The following is a 17,105-nucleotide window of genomic DNA, read 5'->3' on the forward strand; positions in this document are numbered from 1 at the left end:
ACGAACGCGATTGCGATTAGGCGTGGCCGGTGCGATAGGCAAGCCATGCACCGTGACCGCGTCCTTCCGTCGAATCACGTGATGCATCTTCTCGGGACTGCGGTTGCCGGGTTCGCCCTGTGCCATGCCGCCCCCGGTTTCGCGCAGGATGGCGCTGCCACCGGCGCCGGAACCGTGGAACAGCCCGAGGGCGAAAACCCTACCGATCTGCCCGCACCCGTTCAGGACAGCGAAGAGCCGGTCGTCATCGCCCGCGAAGACGATCTGCCCGCCCCCACACCTGAATTCAACGCGGCGGGCGAGCGGCAGATATCCTTTGCCGCCGACATCCTCAGTTACGATTCCGACGGTGAGACCACTACGGCAGAGGGAGACGTCGTGCTCCAGTCGGGTGACCGGTCGCTGCGCGCGAACAAGGTCACCTGGAACCAGCGGACCGGCCTGATCACCGCCACCGGCAATGTCCGCTTCGTGGACGAGAACGGCAACCAGCTCTTTACCGAAAGCGTGGAGCTGACCGACGAATTCGAAGCCGGGGAGATGGAAAACCTCCTCCTCGCACTGCGGGAGGGCGGCCGCCTCGCTGCCAATCGAGGCATCCGCGAAAGCGATGGCACGGTGGCGCTGGAAGAAGCGGCCTACAGCGCCTGCGCCATCACCACGCCCGAAGGCTGTAGCAAGGAACCGAGCTGGCGCATCACCGCCGACCGCGTGACCTACGATCCCGCCGAAGCCCGCGTCAGCTTCACCGGTGCCTATCTCGAAGTGTTCGGCCAGCGCCTGATCCCGCTGCCCGGCCTGTCGGTCCGCACCGATGGCGGGGCCGTGGGCGGCTTTCTGGTGCCCGACGTGCGCTTTTCCAAGAGCAACGGGATCGAGGTTTCGGGCAGCTATTACCTGCGTCTCGCCGACGATAAGGACCTGACGCTCTCGGGCTATGTCTTCTCCAAGACCACGCCCATGGTGTCCGCCCAATGGCGCCACCTGACCGGCAAGGGCGCCTATCAGATCACCGGCTATGCCACGCACAGCCGCCGCATTTCCAACTTCACCGGGGAAGAGACCTCGTCGCAGGCCGATCCGCGCGGCTATGTCTTCGCGAACGGCAAGTTCCAGTTCACCCCGAAGTGGAGTCTGACCAGCTCGCTCAGGCTGGCGACCGACAAGACCTTCCTCAGGCGCTACGACATCAGCCGCGACGACCGGCTGCGCTCGCACCTCAGCCTCGAGCGGATGGACGCCGATTCCTATTTCGCGGTCGAAGGCTGGGCTACGCAGACCCTCCGCCTGAACCAGGATCAGGACACCGTTCCCGTGGCCCTGCCGCTGGTGGATTATCGCCGCCGCCTTGCCGAACCCGTGCTCGATGGGCAAATCGATCTTCAGTTCAACACCATGGCTGTCACGCGCGATATCGGACAGGATACGCAGCGCGCATTCGCCAGGGCGGAATGGTCGCGGCGAAGCATCACCGGCATGGGCCAGGTCTTCACGCTCACCGGCATGCTGCGCGGCGATGTCTATCACTCGGACGACAATCTCGAGAACCCGAACCCCTATTATCGCGGCGAAGACGGGTGGCAGACGCGCGGCGTCGCACTGGCGGCCGCCGATGTGGAATGGCCTTTCGTCGGGAGCGTCATGGGCTTCGAGCAGGTCTTTACCCCGCGCCTGCAATTGGTCGCCACGCCGGAGATCAAGAACCTCGCCATTCCGAACGAGGACGCGCGGGCGATCGATCTGGAGGACTCGAACCTCTTCGCACTGAACCGCTTTCCCGGATATGACCGGGTGGAAGACGGCGCGCGTGTCACTTATGGCTTCGACTGGAAACTGCGCCGCCCGGGCGTGGAAATCTTCACCACGCTTGGCCAATCCTATCGCCTCGATGCGGACCGCGACATTTTTCCCGATGGCACCGGCCTGTCCGAACGGGTCAGCGATTTCGTGGGCCGGACGGAAGTGCGCTATCGCGATTTCCTCAAGCTTGCCCACCGTTACCGGCTGGACAAGGACAATTTCGCCGTGCGCCGGAATGAATTCGATGCGACGGTCGGCACCAGCCGTACCTATGCCGAAATCGGCTATCTCCGGCTCAATCGCAATATCGACACCGTGGAAGACCTGCAGGACCGCGAGGAATTGCGCGCCGCGGTGCGCGTTGCCTTCGCCAATTACTGGTCGGTGTTCGGGTCGGGCGTATTCAACCTGACCGACCGCGAGGAGGACCCCACGCTCACCAGCGACGGCTTCCAGCCCATCCGCACCCGCCTCGGGGTCGCCTATCAGGACGACTGCCTGGAAATGGGCGCCACCTGGCGGCGGGACTACATCTCCGCAGGGGATGCACGCCGGGGCGATACCTTCCAGCTCTACTTCAGCTTGAAGAATCTGGGCTTCCGATAAGGCCGCGATGTTGGCAGCGCGGGTCAAACCCGCTATCCGCCACGCGCAATCAGCTACGGTTAAGCCTTTCAGGGCCAAACCGCAGGCTATCCGGGCGCAAACATGGCGCCGTAAGGGAATACAAGCGTGAACGCACATATCGTATCGAAATTCATGGGTTTGACCGCAGCGGTGGGTCTCGCACTCGGCGCGCCCGGCCTGCACGCGCAGGCCGATGGCCAGGCGGTCGAAGCCAATCCGCTCGGCCTGCCCGATCAGCCGACTCTGCTGGCCAATCCCAATCCGAACGTCCGCCGCGCCACTGCCGTGGTCAACGGCCACGTCATCACCGGCACCGATCTGGATCAGCGCGTCGCCCTGCTGGTGAACGCCAACGATACCGAACTGCCGCCGGAAGAGATGGAGCGCGTCCGCTCCCAAGTCCTGCGCAATCTGATCGACGAAACCTTGCAGATCCAGGCGGCGGAAGCCGAAGACATCGTGATCTCGGACGCAGAGGTGGACCAGACCTTCGCCCGCGTTGCCGCGCAGAACAATCAGCGCGTCGAGGATATGGACCAATATCTCGGCAGCGTCGGTTCTTCGGCTGCCTCGCTCAAGCGCCAGATCAGGGGCGAACTCGCCTGGCAGCGCCTGCTGCGCCAGAAGGTCTCCTTCTTCGTCAATGTCTCTGCCGAAGAGGTGAACGAGATGATGGAGCGTCTGGAAGCATCCAAAGGCACCAATGAATATTGGGTCTGGGAAATCTTCCAGTCGGCCACGCCTGAAAACGACGCCGCGGTGGAAGCCAATGCCGCCAAGATCATGGAACAGCTGCGCCAGGGCGGCAGCTTCGTGGCCTATGCCCGCCAGTTCTCGGAAGCATCGACGGCTGCCGTCGGCGGCGATCTGGGCTGGATCAGGCTGCCCCAGCTGGGCGATCCGCAGCTTGAAACCATCGTCGACCAGATGGAACCCGGCCAGCTGGTCGGACCGCTTAAGATTCCCGGCGGCTACTGGATCGTCTATCTGCGCGACAAGCGTCAGGTGTTGATGGCCGATCCGCGCGATGCCACGCTCAGCCTCAAGCAGATCCAGATCGGTTTCGATCCGGCTGCACCCGAAGCGCAGAATCAGGCCAAGCTTCAGGCATTTCTCGGCGGCGTGCAGTCGATGCGCGGCTGCGGCAGTGCCGATGAAACGGCTGCAGCACTTGGCGCCAGCGTGGTCACCAACGATCAGATCCGCGCCCGTTCCTTGCCGGAGCAGCTGCAGAACATCGTTCTGGGCCTCCAGATCGGCGAAACTACCCCGCCCTTCGGTTCGGTAGAGGAAGGCGTGCGCGTGCTCATGCTATGCGGAAGGGACGATCCGGAAACCGCGGAAGGTCCGAATTTCGACCAGCTCATGGCACAGCTCGAGGACGAGCGTACCAACAAGGCCGCCCAGCGTTATCTGCGCGATCTGCGCAACGACGCCTACATCGAATATAACTGACGATGGCGCCGCTCCCATTGGCCGTGTCGCTCGGCGATCCGGCCGGGATCGGGCCTGAAATCATCGTGGAGGCATGGTCGCGTCGTCAGGACGGGGCCGTGCCTCCTTTTTTTGTGATCGCCGGCGCTGGCGTCCTGCGCCAGGCGGCCGAACGGCGCGGCATTTCGATCGAGGTTGCCCACATCCGGGAGGCTGCCGAAGCGCCCGCCGTCTTTCCGGATGCCCTCCCTGTTCTGGGCGAGGAAGAGTGCGAGTATCGCCCCGGATCGCCGGATCCGCATGGTGCCCGGCTGGCGCTGCATTCGCTGACCGAAGCCACCCGGCTCGCTGCGGACGATCAGGCCGGCGGCGTCGTCACTGCTCCGATTGCGAAGGGTGAACTGGCGAAGGTTGGTTTTACCCAGCCGGGCCAGACCGAATTTCTTGCCGATGCCTGTGGCTGCAAGCGGGAAGACACAGTGATGATGCTGGCGGGCCCCAGCCTGCGAACGGTTCCGCTCACCGTGCATTGCGCCCTTGCGGATGTGCCAAAACTTCTCACGCAGGATATGATTGTGCGCCGGGCGCGGATTGTCGCCGCGGCACTGCGCCGCGATTTCGGAATTCAAACACCACGCATCGCCATTTGCGGTCTCAACCCGCATGCCGGTGAACAGGGGCGGTTCGGCAAGGAAGAGGCGACCGTGATCGAACCGGCCATCGCGCAATTGCGCGGCGAAGGGCTGTCCGTAACCGGCCCCCATCCCGGCGATGCGCTCTTCACACCGCGCGCGCGCCAGACCTATGACGCGGCGCTGGCCATGTATCACGATCAGGCGCTCATCCCGATCAAGGCCATCGATTTCGACGAGGGCGTGAATGTCACTTTGGGCCTGCCCATTGTGCGGACCAGCCCCGATCACGGGACCGCCTTCGATATCGCGGGCAAGGGCATCGCCGATCCCGGTGCGATGATAGCCGCTTTGAAGATGGCGGGCCAAATGGCGGCACGGCGCTCGGGCCATGGCTGATCTTCCCCCTTTGCGCGAAGTCATCGCGCGGCATGGCCTTTCCGCCAGCAAGGCGCTGGGCCAGAATTTCCTGTTCGACGAACACTTGCTCGACCGGATCGCGGCGCTGCCGGGCGATCTGAACGGTCGCCGCGTGCTCGAAGTCGGTCCCGGTCCCGGCGGCCTGACACGCGCCCTGCTTCGTGCCGGCGCGGATGTCACCGCCATCGAGATGGACAGCCGCTGCCTGCCCGCTCTGGCCGAACTGGAAGCCGCCTTTCCGGGCAAGCTGCGCGTGATCGAGGGCGATGCGCTCAAGCTCGACCATGCGGAGATCATGGGGGGCGAGCCTTTCGCCATCCTGTCCAACCTGCCCTATAATGTCGGCACGGCGCTGTTCACCCGCTGGCTGGGGGGTGAGGAATGGCCGCCGCTGTGGACCTCGCTGACGCTGATGTTCCAGCAGGAAGTCGCGCAGCGGATCGCGGCGAAGCCCGGCACATCGGCCTATGGCCGGCTGGCGATCCTGGCGCAGTGGCGCGCGCAGGCAAAGCTGGCGATGAAGGTCCATCGCAGCGCCTTCACGCCCCCGCCCAAGGTGATGAGCGCAATCGTCCATGTCGAACCCGCCGCCATGCCCGAAGGCGTATCGGCGCGGATGCTGGAACGCGTGACAGAGGCCGCTTTCGGCCAGCGGCGCAAGATGCTGCGCCAGAGCCTGAAGGGCCTGCCCGGCGCGGTGGAGGCGCTGGAGACGCTCGGCATCGATCCGCAGCGGCGGGCCGAAACCCTGGAAGTCGGCGATTTCATCGCGCTGGCCAGGGCGCTGACCAAGGCGCAGGCCTAAACGCCGAAGCTCAGTCCCCGCTGGCGAGTTTGCGCAGCAATTGCGCCGCAATGTCGAGCACCTGCAGCTTTTCGGCGTGCTGCATCACCACATTCATATCGTCGGACAGCGCATCGGCCAGATCGTCGAGCGAATGGGCCACGCGCTTCATATCGTCGACCGTGATGACCGAATTGTGCGTCGGCGCAAGCGAGGCGGGCTGCGGTTTGCCGCTTTCGCGTCGGCTGAATTCTTCAAGGATTCGCTGGAAGGCGCGGTCGACCGAGTCTTGCGGCGGCGCATCGGGAAACCAGGCGGTGACTTCGGTCCGCTCATCGAAGGAAATGCCTGCCTGATCGGCCGCGCGCCACACCACCTTGCCATTGACCGACAGCGGCCCGCGCCGCAATTCCACGGCATTGCCCACGGCGGGCAGGCCCTCGCCTTCGATCAGCGCCCCCAGCGCGGAGATGTTGCACAGCCGGACCGCGCCGCCCCCTTCGGACGCAAGAAAACTGGCGCGGACGAGCAAGTCCACCCGCTCCTCACGGCGCTGTGCCTTGGTATTGACGGTCAAGCTTCGCGATCCCTCAGATAAAGTGACCGCCGTCTTAACGCATAAACTTTACCAGTTGCTTGATGAATTCACCCGCTCGCCGTTTTCTTCTGCTGGCGCCAGCGGTGCAGCAGAGGTTCGGTATAGCCGCTCGGCTGCTCAACGCCCTTGAAGATCAGGTCCTTCGCCGCGCTGAAGGCCGCGCCGTCCTCATTTTCCAGCAGCGGTTCGTAAAGCGGGTCGCCCGCATTCTGCTGGTCCACCTTGGCGGCCATACGGCGCAGGCTGTCCATCACCTGATCTTGCGAGATGACGCCATGTAGCAGCCAGTTGGCGATATGCTGGCTGGAAATGCGCAGAGTGGCGCGGTCTTCCATCAGGCCGACGTCATTGATGTCGGGCACCTTGGAGCAGCCCACCCCCTGATCCACCCAGCGCACCACATAGCCGAGCAGGCCCTGGCAATTGTTGTCCAGCTCCTCGGCGATCTCGTCTTCCGACCAGTTGGTGCCATCGGCGAGCGGGATGGTGAGCAGCTCCTCCAGCTTCGCCGCATCGGGCAGGCCCTGCTGGATCTCGAACACGTCTTCGCGTTGGTAATGGATCGCGTGCAGGGTCGCGGCGGTCGGGCTCGGCACCCAGGCGGTGTTGGCCCCGGCGCGCAAGTGGCCGATCTTCTCCAGCATCATCTGCCCCATCAGATCGGGCGCGGCCCACATGCCCTTGCCGATCTGCGCGCGGCCCGACAGGCCGTGCTTTAGCCCGATGCCGACATTGCGCGCCTCATAGGCTTTCAGCCAGGCGGCATTCTTCATCTCGCCCTTGCGCATCATCGGCCCGGCCCGCATCGAGGTGTGGATTTCATCGCCCGTCCGGTCGAGGAAGCCGGTGTTGATGAATACGATCCGGTCCTTCACCGCATGGATGCAGGTGGCCAGATTGGCCGAAGTGCGCCGTTCCTCGTCCATCACGCCGACCTTGATCGTATTGCGCGGCAGGTCGAGCAGATCCTCCACCGTAGCGAACAGATCGTTGGTGAAGGCGCATTCTTCGGGCCCGTGCATCTTGGGCTTCACGATATAGATGCTGCCCTTGCGACTATTGCCGTATCTGCCCAGCCCCGCGACATCCTGCGCCGAGATTGCGCTGGTCATCACGGCATCCAGAATGCCTTCGGGGATTTCGTCACCCTTCCACAGCATCGCCGGATTGGTCATCAGATGGCCGACATTGCGCACGAACATCAGGCTGCGACCAGGCAGGCTGCGCGCGGTGCCCGACGCATCGGTATAGGTAAGATCGCCCGCCAGTTCGCGGGTCAGCGTCTGCCCGCCCTTCTCGAAGCTTTCCGCCAGATCGCCGCGAATGATGCCGAGCCAGTTGCGATAGGCGAGAAGCTTGTCCTCGGCATCCACTGCCGCCACCGAATCCTCGCAATCGGCGATGGTGGTGAGCGCGGCTTCCAGCACGACATCGGAAATCCCTGCCCGGTCGGTCTTGCCGATGGCGCTCTCGCGGTCGAACTGCACCTCGATGTGGAGGCCGTTGTTGCGGAACAGCAGGCCCTTGGCGGTGGAGCCCACCCGCTGCCCCTCGTCCTTCAGCGCGATAGCGTCAGACCCCGAAATATCCGCCCAGCTTCCCTCGGCCAGCGGCAGCGTCTCGTCGAGGAAGCGCCGCGCTTCGGCAATCACCGCCGCGCCGCGTTCCTCGTCATAGCCACCCGGCCGGGCCGGCGGCGCGTCCAGCGCATCGGTGCCGTAGAGCGCATCGTACAGGCTGCCCCAGCGCGCATTGGCCGCATTCAGCAGGAAGCGCGCATTGAGGATCGGCACCACCAGTTGCGGTCCCGCCATGGTGGCGATCTCGGGATCGACATTCTGCGTGCCGATGGTGAAATCGCCCGGTTCGGGCACCAGATAACCGATCTCTTCCAGAAACGCGCGATAGGCACCCGCATCGTGGGGCTGGCCCGCGCGTTCGATATGCCATGCGTCGATTTTCGCCTGCAGAGCTTCGCGCGTCTGCAACAGCGCGGCATTGCGCGGCACGAATTCGCCCAGCAGCGCCGCCAGCCCCTGCCAGAACCCGTCCGCATCCCGGCCCAGCGGCGGCAGGACATCGCTCTCGACGAAAGCGGCCAGCGCAGGGTCGATTTCGATACCGGCGCGCGTCACATAATGGGTCATGGAACTCCTCTGGGTAGTCTGTAACTTGACGATGTGAACCCGGGGAGGAGTGGCACGGTCTATGCCGCCCCCCGTTGATGAATGCAAGGCGTGCCTGCCCGCCGCGTGTGTGGCGGGGGTGGACTTGAAGCCTGTCACGACTAAGGAAGTTGCCAATGAAACCGGACCACGCCCCCCAAGCCCTTCTCGACACGATCGATGCGGACACCATGCTGCGCGAGGTGCAGCAATGGGCCGCCATCAACACCGGCACGGCCAATATCGGCGGGCTGGAAAAGATGGCCGGGATACTGGCCGATGCTTTCTCCGCCCTGCCCGGCGATGTCGAACTGGTCGATCCCGCCACGGTAACCGCGATTTCCGCCGAAGGGCGCGAATTCGAGAAGCCGCATGGTCAGCACATGGTCCTGCGCGTTCGCCCCGATGCCACGCGGCGCTTCGTGCTCACCGGACACATGGATACCGTCTTCCCGGTCGATCACCCCTTTCAGGAGGTCACCTGGCTAGACGATGACACCATCAATGGCCCCGGCACCGCCGATATGAAAGGCGGGCTGAACGTCATTCTCCACGCGCTGAAAACCTTCGAAGGCATGGAGGGCGCCGACCGCGTCGGTTACGACGTGATGATCAATTCGGACGAGGAAACCGGCAGCCTCGCCAGCCGCGGCCTGATCGAGGAACTGGCCAAGGGCAAATACGCCGCGCTGACCTATGAGCCCAGCGCCCTGCCCGATGGCACGCTGGCCCATGCGCGCGGCGGCACGGGCAATTATTCCATCACCATCACCGGCCGCAGCGCCCATGCGGGCCGCAATCCGCATGATGGCCGCAATGCCATCGTCGCCGCATCCGACCTCGTGCTGCGGATCAAGGCGCTGGAAGCCGAAGACATCACCGTCAATCCGGCCAAGATCGAAGGCGGGGCGGCCAACAATGTCGTGCCCGACCTGGCAATCCTGCGCTTCAACATCCGCCCCAAATCCACCGATGCCATGCACCGCTTCGATGGCGAACTGGACACTATCCTGAAGGCGATCGAAACCGGCCACGAAGTCGGCGTGCATCGCCACGGCGGCGTGACCCGTCCGCCCAAGCCGGTGGACGAGAAGGCGCAGCGCCTCTTCGATCTGGTCAAGGCTTGCGGCGCCGAACTGGGCCAGACCATCGGCTGGAAACCCACCGGCGGCGTGTGCGATGGCAACAATATCGCCGCCACCGGCGTGCCCGTGGTCGATACCATGGGCGTGCGCGGCGGGGCGATCCACAGCCCCGATGAATTCATGATCGTTCCTTCGCTTCGGGAACGCGCGGCCTTGAGCGCGCTGGTCCTGTCGAAGCTTTCCACCGGAGAGTATTTGTGAGCTTCCGCCTGCGCGCCGCGCATATCAACGACCTCGAACATCTTTATGAAATGGCCAAGCTGACCGGCGGCGGCTTCACCAATCTGCCGCCCGATCGCGACGCGCTGACCCGCAAGCTTGAGCGCGCCGATGCCGCCTTCTCGCGCGAGGATGACGAGCTGGGTGACGACCAGTTTACGCTGGTGCTCGAGAACACGGAAACCGGGCAGATCCGCGGCACTTGCCAGATCTTCAGCCAGGTCGGTCAGGAATGGCCCTTCTATTCCTATCGCCTCAATACGCTCACCCAGCACAGCCGCGAACTGGATCGCACGGTCCGCGCCGAACTGCTCAGCCTCGTCACCGATCTGGAAGGATCGTCCGAAGTCGGCGGCCTGTTCCTGCATCCGGGCGAACGCGCGGGTGGCCTTGGCCTCCTGCTCGCCCGCAGCCGTTATCTCTTCATCGCCATGCATCGCGCGCGCTTTGCCGACCGCATTCTCGCCGAACTGCGCGGCGTGATCGACGATCGCGGCGGCTCGCCCTTCTGGGACGGCGTGGCGGGCCGGTTCTTCGGCATGACCTTTCAGGAAGCCGATTATTTCAACGCCACCAATGGCAACCAGTTCATCGCCGACCTGATGCCCAAGCATCCGGTCTATGTCGAAATGCTCAGCGATGAAGCCCGCAAGGTCATCGGCGTGCCCCACCCCAGCGGCCGCGCCGCCATGCGGATGCTGGAAAACGAAGGTTTCGCGGCAGAAGGCTATGTCGATATTTTCGATGGCGGCCCCAGCATGACCGCGCGCACCGACAATGTGAAAAGCATCGCCTCGGCCCGGCCCGCCCGGGTGGTCGATACCGATCTCGACATCGGCGAAAAGGCGCTGATAGCCACGGGCGAACTGGGCAGCTTCAAGGCCGCCTACGGCATGCGCGACTTCGGCGACGACGATACCGTGTCGATCGACCGCATCTGCGCCGAGGCGCTGGAAGTGAGCGTGGGCGATACGGTGTGGAGCGTCGCGAAGTAACCTGTCGAGGGTGATCGTTTTGAGCGCCACGCTTGCCTGACGGTCTCTCCATGGATTGCCGCGCGACCTCCGGCCACTCGCAATGACGAGCGAGAAAAGCCAACCGCCCACCAACCCGTCATCGCGAGGTGCAAAGCGACGCGGCGATCCATGGCGCCGCGCCTGCTCAACCGTCCCACGATGGATTGCCGCGCGCCCTCCGGTCGCTCGCAATGACGAGCGAGAAAAGCCAACCGCCCATCACCCCGTCATCGCGAGGAGCGAAGCGACGCGGCGATCCATCACGCCGCGCCTGCCTAACCGTACCACCATGGATTGCCGCGCGACCTCCCGTCGCCCGCAATGACAAGCGAGAAAAGCCAACCGCCCACACCCCCGTCATCGCGAGGAGCGCAGCGACGCGGCGATCCATTGGCGCCGCGCCTGCCAAACCGTCCCACAATGGATTGCCGCGCGCCCTTCGGTCGCTCGCAATGACGGACAGGGAAGCCCGACATGGGCGAAAGCACTGGAAATGACCGGCACCCCCACGGTATGGGCCTCCGCAACAAAACACGACATCCCCATCCCGTTCGGGCTGAGCCTGTCGACCCCCCGCTGAGTGCGGGAATCAAGAAACAGTACAGCCCAACCACACACGTGGGGCGAACGGAGATCAGATGGCACTCGTAGAAATCAATTTCGACGGCATCGTCGGCCCCAGCCATAATTACGCGGGGCTCAGCCTCGGCAATATCGCCAGCGCCAGCCACAAGGGCAACACTTCTTACCCCCGCGCCGCCGCGCTGCAGGGGATTGCCAAGATGCGGTCCAACATGGCGCTCGGGCTGGCGCAGGGATTCCTGTTGCCGCTGCCCCGCCCCAATGGCGATCTGATCCGCGGCTTTGCCATCGACGAAAATACCCCGCGCCAGTTGCTGGCCGCTGCATGGTCCGCCTCCAGCATGTGGACCGCCAATGCTGCCACCGTCAGCCCCGCTCCCGATACGGCGGACGGGCGCTGCCATCTGACCCCTGCCAATCTCGTCACCATGCCGCACCGCGCGCAGGAATGGCAGGATACGCAGGCGCAGCTGGCCGTGGCCTTTGGCGACGAGAATCATTTCACCGTGCACGATGCCGTGCTCCCCGCCTTCGGCGATGAAGGCGCGGCCAATCACATGCGTTTCTGCGAAAGCCACGGCGCACCCGGTGTCGAGGTCTTCGTCTGGGGCAAGCAGGGCGGCAAGTTCCCCGCGCGCCAGCACGAACAGGCCAGCCGCGCCATCGCGCGCCTGCACGGCCTCGATCCGGCCAAATGCGTCTTCATCGAACAGAACCCCGCCGCGATCGAGGCCGGGGCGTTTCACAATGACGTGGTCTCCGTGGCGAACGAGCGCGTGCTGTTCACTCACGAACGCGCCTTCGCCGATCAGCAGGGCGCCTACGAAGCGATCCGCGCCGCTTTCCCCGCGCTCGAAGTGGTCGAAGTGCCCGAAAGCGCGGTCAGCCTCGAAGAAGCGATCCGCACCTATCTGTTCAACGCCCAATTGCTTACCCTGCCCGGCGGCGAAATGGCGCTGGTCGTGCCGAGCGAGTGCCAGGAAAGCGCCAGCGTCTGGGCCTGGTGCGAACATATGCTGGCAGGCAATGGGCCGATCCGCCAGGTGATCCCGGTCGATGTGCGCCAGTCGATGGCCAATGGCGGCGGCCCCGCCTGCCTGCGCCTGCGCGTGGTGGCGGATCCGGCGACTGTCGACCAGCGCTTCATGCTGGACGAGGCCAAGGCCGACCGCATCGAATCGGTCATCGCCGAGATGTGGCCAGAGACGATCGACCCGGCCCAGATCGGCAGCGATGCGCTGGCCAGCCAGGTCATCGAGGCGCGCGAAGCCCTTTTGTCGGCGCTTTCCCTGGATGAACTCGCTTAACCCGGTGCATAAAAGTTAACCCGCTCGACAGGCTGCGTCGGCGCTCCTTACACCACTCCTTACGTTAACCATGCGATTCGGCGGGAACACGCCATTGGCACGCCCGTTGCACGGATGTAGGTTAAAGGAAGGAGCGTCGCGTCCTAGATGTGGGCAAGGGTCAAAAGGCTGTTCGTAATCAAGACACGCTGGGAAGCGTATCTGATTATCTACGCCCTCGCCCTTGGTGCCATGACGCGCGGTGCCCATTACACTGAAGTATATCCCGGCTGGCCGGGTTATTTATTGATGGCTGCCACGGCCGGCGCGGTGTTTCTCGGCGGCGCCAAAATTCTCGACGCCTTACGCTATGAAGCAGAGGCGCGCGCTGCTGCCGCGGCAGGTGGCGACGCTCAGCTTGTAAAAAGCCCTGCTTCAGCAGCAGCTACAGCCGAAACCAATACCACTCACACATAACTGACCCGTTAGGGCTGCCGATCCTGCCGTTCCAGGGCTTTCGCCTCCGATCAAGAGGGTGTTCGGTCGCTTTTTCGGAACACTTCGGACCGATTGGCCCCGCCTGGTGCAGCCACAGGATGGCGCGCGCAACGCCGCGAACGCGCATGGCGATCAGTGAATTCGAATTATCAGGAAGGTGGGGGTTTCTGTTGCTAGCTACCCCCGGAGCCCCGGAATCCGCTTCTGTTGCCCGGTGGGTCCAACCGCGCTTTAGCTTTGTAAGATCAGGGCGTTAGCCCGTCAGATTACGCAGCGAGAGCGAGTGCTTCGTTATCGTTGGCACTTGTGTGTTGTGAACAGTTTTACGGGTTACTCAGCCCGGGCGAAAACACTGTCTTTCAGCACACGTCGATCCTAGTTCGGCCCCGTCAGAAACCGCGGAATTCCGCGGATTTTGGTGGAGCCGCCGGGTACTGCCCCCGGGTCCGTTGTACCTATTGCACAGCACAATTTATCGCCATAGCCGGCCGAAACCGGCAGATCCCATATAGGGCAAAGCCGATGAATTTAAAGTGACTTCCCGCACAAATTGGAAAGATCAGCCATTCCCCGGGCCCTTCGCATCGTCCGTCAGACGGCCCGCTCTGGAATTGCGCAATTCGTCGCGGATTTCCTTGAGCAAATCGATCTCGGTCGGGCCCGGCGGGGTAATCACTTCTTCCGGTTTTTCCTCGAATTCCGCGATGACTTTCTTGGCATAGCGGACCAGCAGGAAGATGATGAAAGCCAGGATCAAAAAGTTGATTACCGCCGTGATGAAGCTGCCATAGCCGATCATCGCCGCTCCGGCTTCCTGCAGCGCAGCGTAATCGTCCAGGGGACCATCATATCCTTCCGGCGTATCGAGAAGGATGAAATAACGGCTGAAATCCGCGCCTCCGAAGATCGCGCCCACGATCGGCATGATGATTTCGTCGGTCAAAGATTTGACGATCGTGCTGAAGGCACCGCCGATAATGACGGCAACCGCAAGGTCGATCACATTACCCTTTGCGATGAAGGCCTTGAAATCTTTCAGCATGAGCGCGGCATCTTCCCTGTAATCTGGCTGCAGTCCCGAACCGAGTTTCTGGCACGGGAAATTCGCGCTCTCAACCCCTCGCTTAACTTGAAAGCCACAGCCACCGTGCTATCTACCTAAGACACATTTGCACATGTTGCTTTAGGGGAATACCGACATGAACCGCTTGACCGCTTTCCGCTCCGCCATGCTTGGCGCCGCCGCACTGGCTGTGTCTGCCTGTGGCATCAACTCGGTCCCTACGGCCGAAGAAAACGCCAAGGCAAAATGGGCAAACGTCGAAGCCGACTTCCAGCGCCGCGCGAACCTGATCCCCAATCTGGAGCAGGTAGTAATGTCCTCGGCAGAGGAAGAGCGCCAGACGCTCAACGAAGTGATCCAGGCCCGTGCATCGGCCACCCGCCCCGAGATTCAGCTTGAGGGTGACGATCTGAACGATCCGGCTAAAATGCAGCAATTCCAGCAGGCTCAGCAGAACTTGGGCGGTGCCTTGAGCCGCCTGCTCGTCTCGGTAGAACGGTATCCCGAACTGCGTAGCCAGGAAAACTTCGGTCGTTTCATGACGCAGCTCGAAGGCACCGAAAACCGCATCGCCGTGTCGGTGAAGGACTACAACGAAGCTGTGCGCCAGTATAACACGACCATCCGTACCTTCCCGGACACGATCGGCGCGAACATCATTCACGGTGCAGAGCCGATGGTCCCTTATGAGGCCGTGACCGAAGGGGCCGAAGCTGCTCCGCAGCTCGACATGCGCAGCAGCGCAGACTGATCTCCGCGCGGGGGAGGAGCGCAAATTATGAACTTTCTGACCAGGTTACTGGTGATGGTGGTGGCTGCGACGGGGTTCGCCTTGCCGGCCGCCGCCCAGCCCTCCTTTCCCGAGCGGGGAACCGCGCCAGTCGTCGATGAGGCCAATATCATCGACGATGCGACCGAGGCCGAGCTTACCCGCAAGCTGGAAGCCTTCGAGAAAGCGAACCAGCGGCAGTTCGTGGTGGCATCGGTGCCGGATTTGCAGGGGTACGATATCGCCGATTACGGCTATCAGCTTGGCCGATACTGGCAGTTAGGGGACGCGGATCGCAACGATGGGATCATTCTTCTGGTCGCGCCGAATGAACGCCAGATGCGCGTAGAGGTTGGCTACGGCTTGGAAGGCATCATCCCGGACGGTCTGGCCTATGAGTATGTTGAAGGCATGAAGCCCTATTTTCGCGAAGGAGATTATTCCGCCGGCATCGAATGGGGCGCCGATCAGATCATCAATCAGTTGCAACTTCCTCCCGAGGAAGCGGCTCAGGTAGCGCAGCAGGCACAGACGCAGCGCGAAAGCCGTAGCGGGGGTTTCCCAATAGGCACGCTGATCTGGTTCGGATTCATCTTTTTCTTCTTCATTCTGCCCATGCTGCGTGGTCGAGGAAAACGCCGGCGCTATCGCGGTGGTCCCTGGGGCAACGCGGCTCGCGACATCATGCTGTGGGAGGCTGGAAAGGCCGTTGCTCGTGGTTTCGATGATCGCGGTGGCGGCGGCTGGGGCGGAGGCGGCTTCGGCGGCGGAGGCTTTGGTGGAGGCGGCTTCGGCGGAGGCGGCGGAAGTTTCGGGGGCGGTGGCGCCTCGGGGGGCTGGTAATGGGCTATCTGAATGAAAAACAGCACACGATAGTCAGTGATGCTGTCGCGCAAGCCGAGTTGACGACCAGTGGCGAGATCGTGACTGTCCTTGCCGATCGCTCGGACGGTTACACCGATGTCGCGCTATGGTGGGCGGTAGGTGCAAGCTTCACTGCGATGAGTCTCTTTGCAATGATACCGGAAACTGTGCTTTCGGTGGTCGACAGCTTCGCCGGTGGCTGGTCGAGCGAATGGTCGCAGGGTCAGGTTCTTACCGTGTTGCTTCTTATCGGTCTCGTGACATTCCTTCTCATGCTGGCGCTTCAGCTGTGGCAACCGCTCAAATTCAAGCTCATTCCCGGGCCCGTTACCGCCGACCGCGTCCGCGATGCCGCTGTCCGGCACTTCAAGGTCGGGGCGGAACGCCGAACCCACGGCCGCACCGGCGTCCTGCTTTATCTTTCCATGCGCGAGCATCGCGCCGAAATCGTCGCGGATGAGCCTATTGCCGAGATGGTCCACGCTGAGATCTGGGGAGAGGCAATGGCAGACATGCTCGCCGAAGTCAGCCGCGGGCGCCTCGCCGAAGGTCTCGCTGCAGGCGTGAGAGATGTCGGCAAGGTGCTAGCGGAAAACTTCCCGCGTGCAGATGACGACGAGAACGAACTGCCCGACCGGCTCATCGAGCTCTAACCATGGGCGTTCCCGATCACGACAAACCAGAAGAGATCGTCTGGCAGGGTAAATACATCACCACGAAGATCCGCGGCCGCTGGGAATATGTTTCGCGCAGTCGCGGCATTCGTGCTGCTGTCATTCTCGCGGTAGATGACGACGACCATGTCCTGCTCGTCGAACAATATCGCGTGCCGCTTGGGCGTAATTGCATCGAGCTTCCTGCAGGGCTGATCGGCGACGATGACGGTGGCGAAGATGAAGATGCGCTGGCCGCTGCAGGACGGGAACTGGAAGAAGAAACCGGTTACCGCGCCGCCAGCTTGGAAAACATGGGCGAATTCTACTCCTCGCCCGGCATGGTCAGCGAAAATTTCACTCTTGTCCGCGCCCGGGGCCTGACGAAAATCCACGAGGGTGGCGGTGTTGAAAGCGAAAATATCACCGTACACCGGGTGGCGAGGACCGATCTGCCCGCTTTTCTGACTTCCAAACGCCGCGGAGGTTGCGGCACGGACGTACGTATGCTCCTTCTGCTCGGACAGGAAATCATTGAAGGAGAGTGAGT

At 63.0% G+C, this 17,105-nt stretch carries 16 protein-coding genes and 1 other RNA gene; 12 read left to right on the forward strand and 5 right to left on the reverse strand.

All coding sequences use genetic code 11. From position 1 onward, the window contains the following. Positions 1-45 precede the first annotated feature (45 nt). The 4 genes from ACYQ0G_RS05200 to rsmA all read left to right on the forward strand — a co-directional run bounded on the left by ACYQ0G_RS05200 (position 46) and on the right by rsmA (position 5,718). The gene (locus ACYQ0G_RS05200) at positions 46-2,406 is read left to right on the forward strand and encodes an LPS-assembly protein LptD (protein ID WP_460100146.1); all 2,361 of its coding nucleotides are present in this window, start codon (positions 46-48) and stop codon (positions 2,404-2,406) included. Positions 2,407-2,532: 126 nt separating this feature from the next. Continuing rightward, on the forward strand, positions 2,533-3,882 hold the full coding sequence (locus tag ACYQ0G_RS05205; RefSeq protein WP_460100149.1) for a peptidylprolyl isomerase: 1,350 nt from the start codon (positions 2,533-2,535) through the stop codon (positions 3,880-3,882). 2 nt (positions 3,883-3,884) lie between these two features. Continuing rightward, positions 3,885-4,892 carry a 4-hydroxythreonine-4-phosphate dehydrogenase PdxA gene (gene pdxA / locus ACYQ0G_RS05210; protein WP_460100151.1) on the forward strand — a complete coding sequence of 336 codons (1,008 nt, stop codon included), beginning with the start codon at positions 3,885-3,887 and terminating at the stop codon, positions 4,890-4,892. Beyond that, positions 4,885-5,718, forward strand: a complete 834-nt coding sequence (rsmA, locus tag ACYQ0G_RS05215) for a 16S rRNA (adenine(1518)-N(6)/adenine(1519)-N(6))-dimethyltransferase RsmA (protein ID WP_460100153.1) — start codon at positions 4,885-4,887, stop codon at positions 5,716-5,718. Before pdxA ends, rsmA begins: the two co-directional genes overlap by 8 nt. A gap of 10 nt (positions 5,719-5,728) precedes the next feature. On the opposite strand, the gene ACYQ0G_RS05220 is transcribed toward rsmA, so the two are convergent. After that, positions 5,729-6,274, reverse strand: a complete 546-nt coding sequence (locus ACYQ0G_RS05220; protein WP_460100156.1) for a PilZ domain-containing protein — start codon at positions 6,272-6,274, stop codon at positions 5,729-5,731. 68 nt (positions 6,275-6,342) lie between these two features. Then, complete coding sequence (locus ACYQ0G_RS05225; protein WP_460100159.1) at positions 6,343-8,442, reverse strand: malate synthase G; 2,100 nt, start codon at positions 8,440-8,442, stop codon at positions 6,343-6,345. Positions 8,443-8,597: 155 nt separating this feature from the next. On the opposite strand from ACYQ0G_RS05225, the gene ACYQ0G_RS05230 reads away from it, so the two are divergent. Continuing rightward, positions 8,598-9,806, forward strand: a complete 1,209-nt coding sequence (locus tag ACYQ0G_RS05230; RefSeq protein WP_460100162.1) for a hydrolase — start codon at positions 8,598-8,600, stop codon at positions 9,804-9,806. Continuing rightward, complete coding sequence (locus ACYQ0G_RS05235) at positions 9,803-10,819, forward strand: arginine N-succinyltransferase (RefSeq protein ID WP_460100164.1); 1,017 nt, start codon at positions 9,803-9,805, stop codon at positions 10,817-10,819. Before ACYQ0G_RS05230 ends, ACYQ0G_RS05235 begins: the two co-directional genes overlap by 4 nt. Positions 10,820-10,985: 166 nt before the next feature. Here the strand turns inward: ACYQ0G_RS05235 and ACYQ0G_RS05240 are convergent, their stop codons facing one another. After that, entirely contained in the window at positions 10,986-11,231 is a 246-nt protein-coding gene (locus ACYQ0G_RS05240) for a hypothetical protein (RefSeq protein WP_460100167.1), read from the reverse strand. A gap of 247 nt (positions 11,232-11,478) precedes the next feature. Here ACYQ0G_RS05240 and ACYQ0G_RS05245 point away from each other — a divergent pair, with 247 nt between their 5' ends. Together ACYQ0G_RS05245 and ACYQ0G_RS05250 are read left to right on the forward strand one after the other, a co-directional pair. After that, positions 11,479-12,729: an N-succinylarginine dihydrolase gene (locus ACYQ0G_RS05245; RefSeq protein ID WP_460100171.1), complete on the forward strand. Its 1,251-nt coding sequence runs from the start codon at positions 11,479-11,481 to the stop codon at positions 12,727-12,729. Positions 12,730-12,876: 147 nt separating this feature from the next. After that, entirely contained in the window at positions 12,877-13,185 is a 309-nt protein-coding gene (locus ACYQ0G_RS05250; protein ID WP_460100175.1) for a hypothetical protein, read from the forward strand. A 214-nt stretch (positions 13,186-13,399) separates the two neighbouring features. On the opposite strand, the gene ssrA is transcribed toward ACYQ0G_RS05250, so the two are convergent. Both ssrA and mscL read right to left on the reverse strand, forming a co-directional pair. Further along, positions 13,400-13,743, reverse strand: a transfer-messenger RNA (tmRNA) gene (ssrA, locus tag ACYQ0G_RS05255). A 22-nt stretch (positions 13,744-13,765) separates the two neighbouring features. Next, entirely contained in the window at positions 13,766-14,248 is a 483-nt protein-coding gene (mscL, locus tag ACYQ0G_RS05260) for a large conductance mechanosensitive channel protein MscL (protein ID WP_460100178.1), read from the reverse strand. A gap of 157 nt (positions 14,249-14,405) precedes the next feature. Here mscL and ACYQ0G_RS05265 point away from each other — a divergent pair, with 157 nt between their 5' ends. From ACYQ0G_RS05265 to ACYQ0G_RS05280, 4 genes are read left to right on the forward strand one after another with little or no spacing between them, the layout of a single operon-like run. Beyond that, a complete protein-coding gene (locus ACYQ0G_RS05265) occupies positions 14,406-15,020 on the forward strand; it encodes a LemA family protein (RefSeq protein WP_460100180.1) in 615 nt (204 codons plus the stop codon). A gap of 27 nt (positions 15,021-15,047) precedes the next feature. Further along, positions 15,048-15,881, forward strand: a complete 834-nt coding sequence (locus ACYQ0G_RS05270; RefSeq protein ID WP_460100183.1) for a TPM domain-containing protein — start codon at positions 15,048-15,050, stop codon at positions 15,879-15,881. Next, positions 15,881-16,555, forward strand: coding sequence for a TPM domain-containing protein (locus tag ACYQ0G_RS05275; protein ID WP_460100186.1), 675 nt, complete (start codon positions 15,881-15,883; stop codon positions 16,553-16,555). Before ACYQ0G_RS05270 ends, ACYQ0G_RS05275 begins: the two co-directional genes overlap by 1 nt. A 2-nt stretch (positions 16,556-16,557) precedes the next feature. Beyond that, positions 16,558-17,103: an NUDIX hydrolase gene (locus tag ACYQ0G_RS05280; protein ID WP_460100188.1), complete on the forward strand. Its 546-nt coding sequence runs from the start codon at positions 16,558-16,560 to the stop codon at positions 17,101-17,103. The last annotated feature ends 2 nt before the right edge of the window (positions 17,104-17,105 follow it).

Source organism: Qipengyuania triglochinis (genome assembly GCF_054655615.1).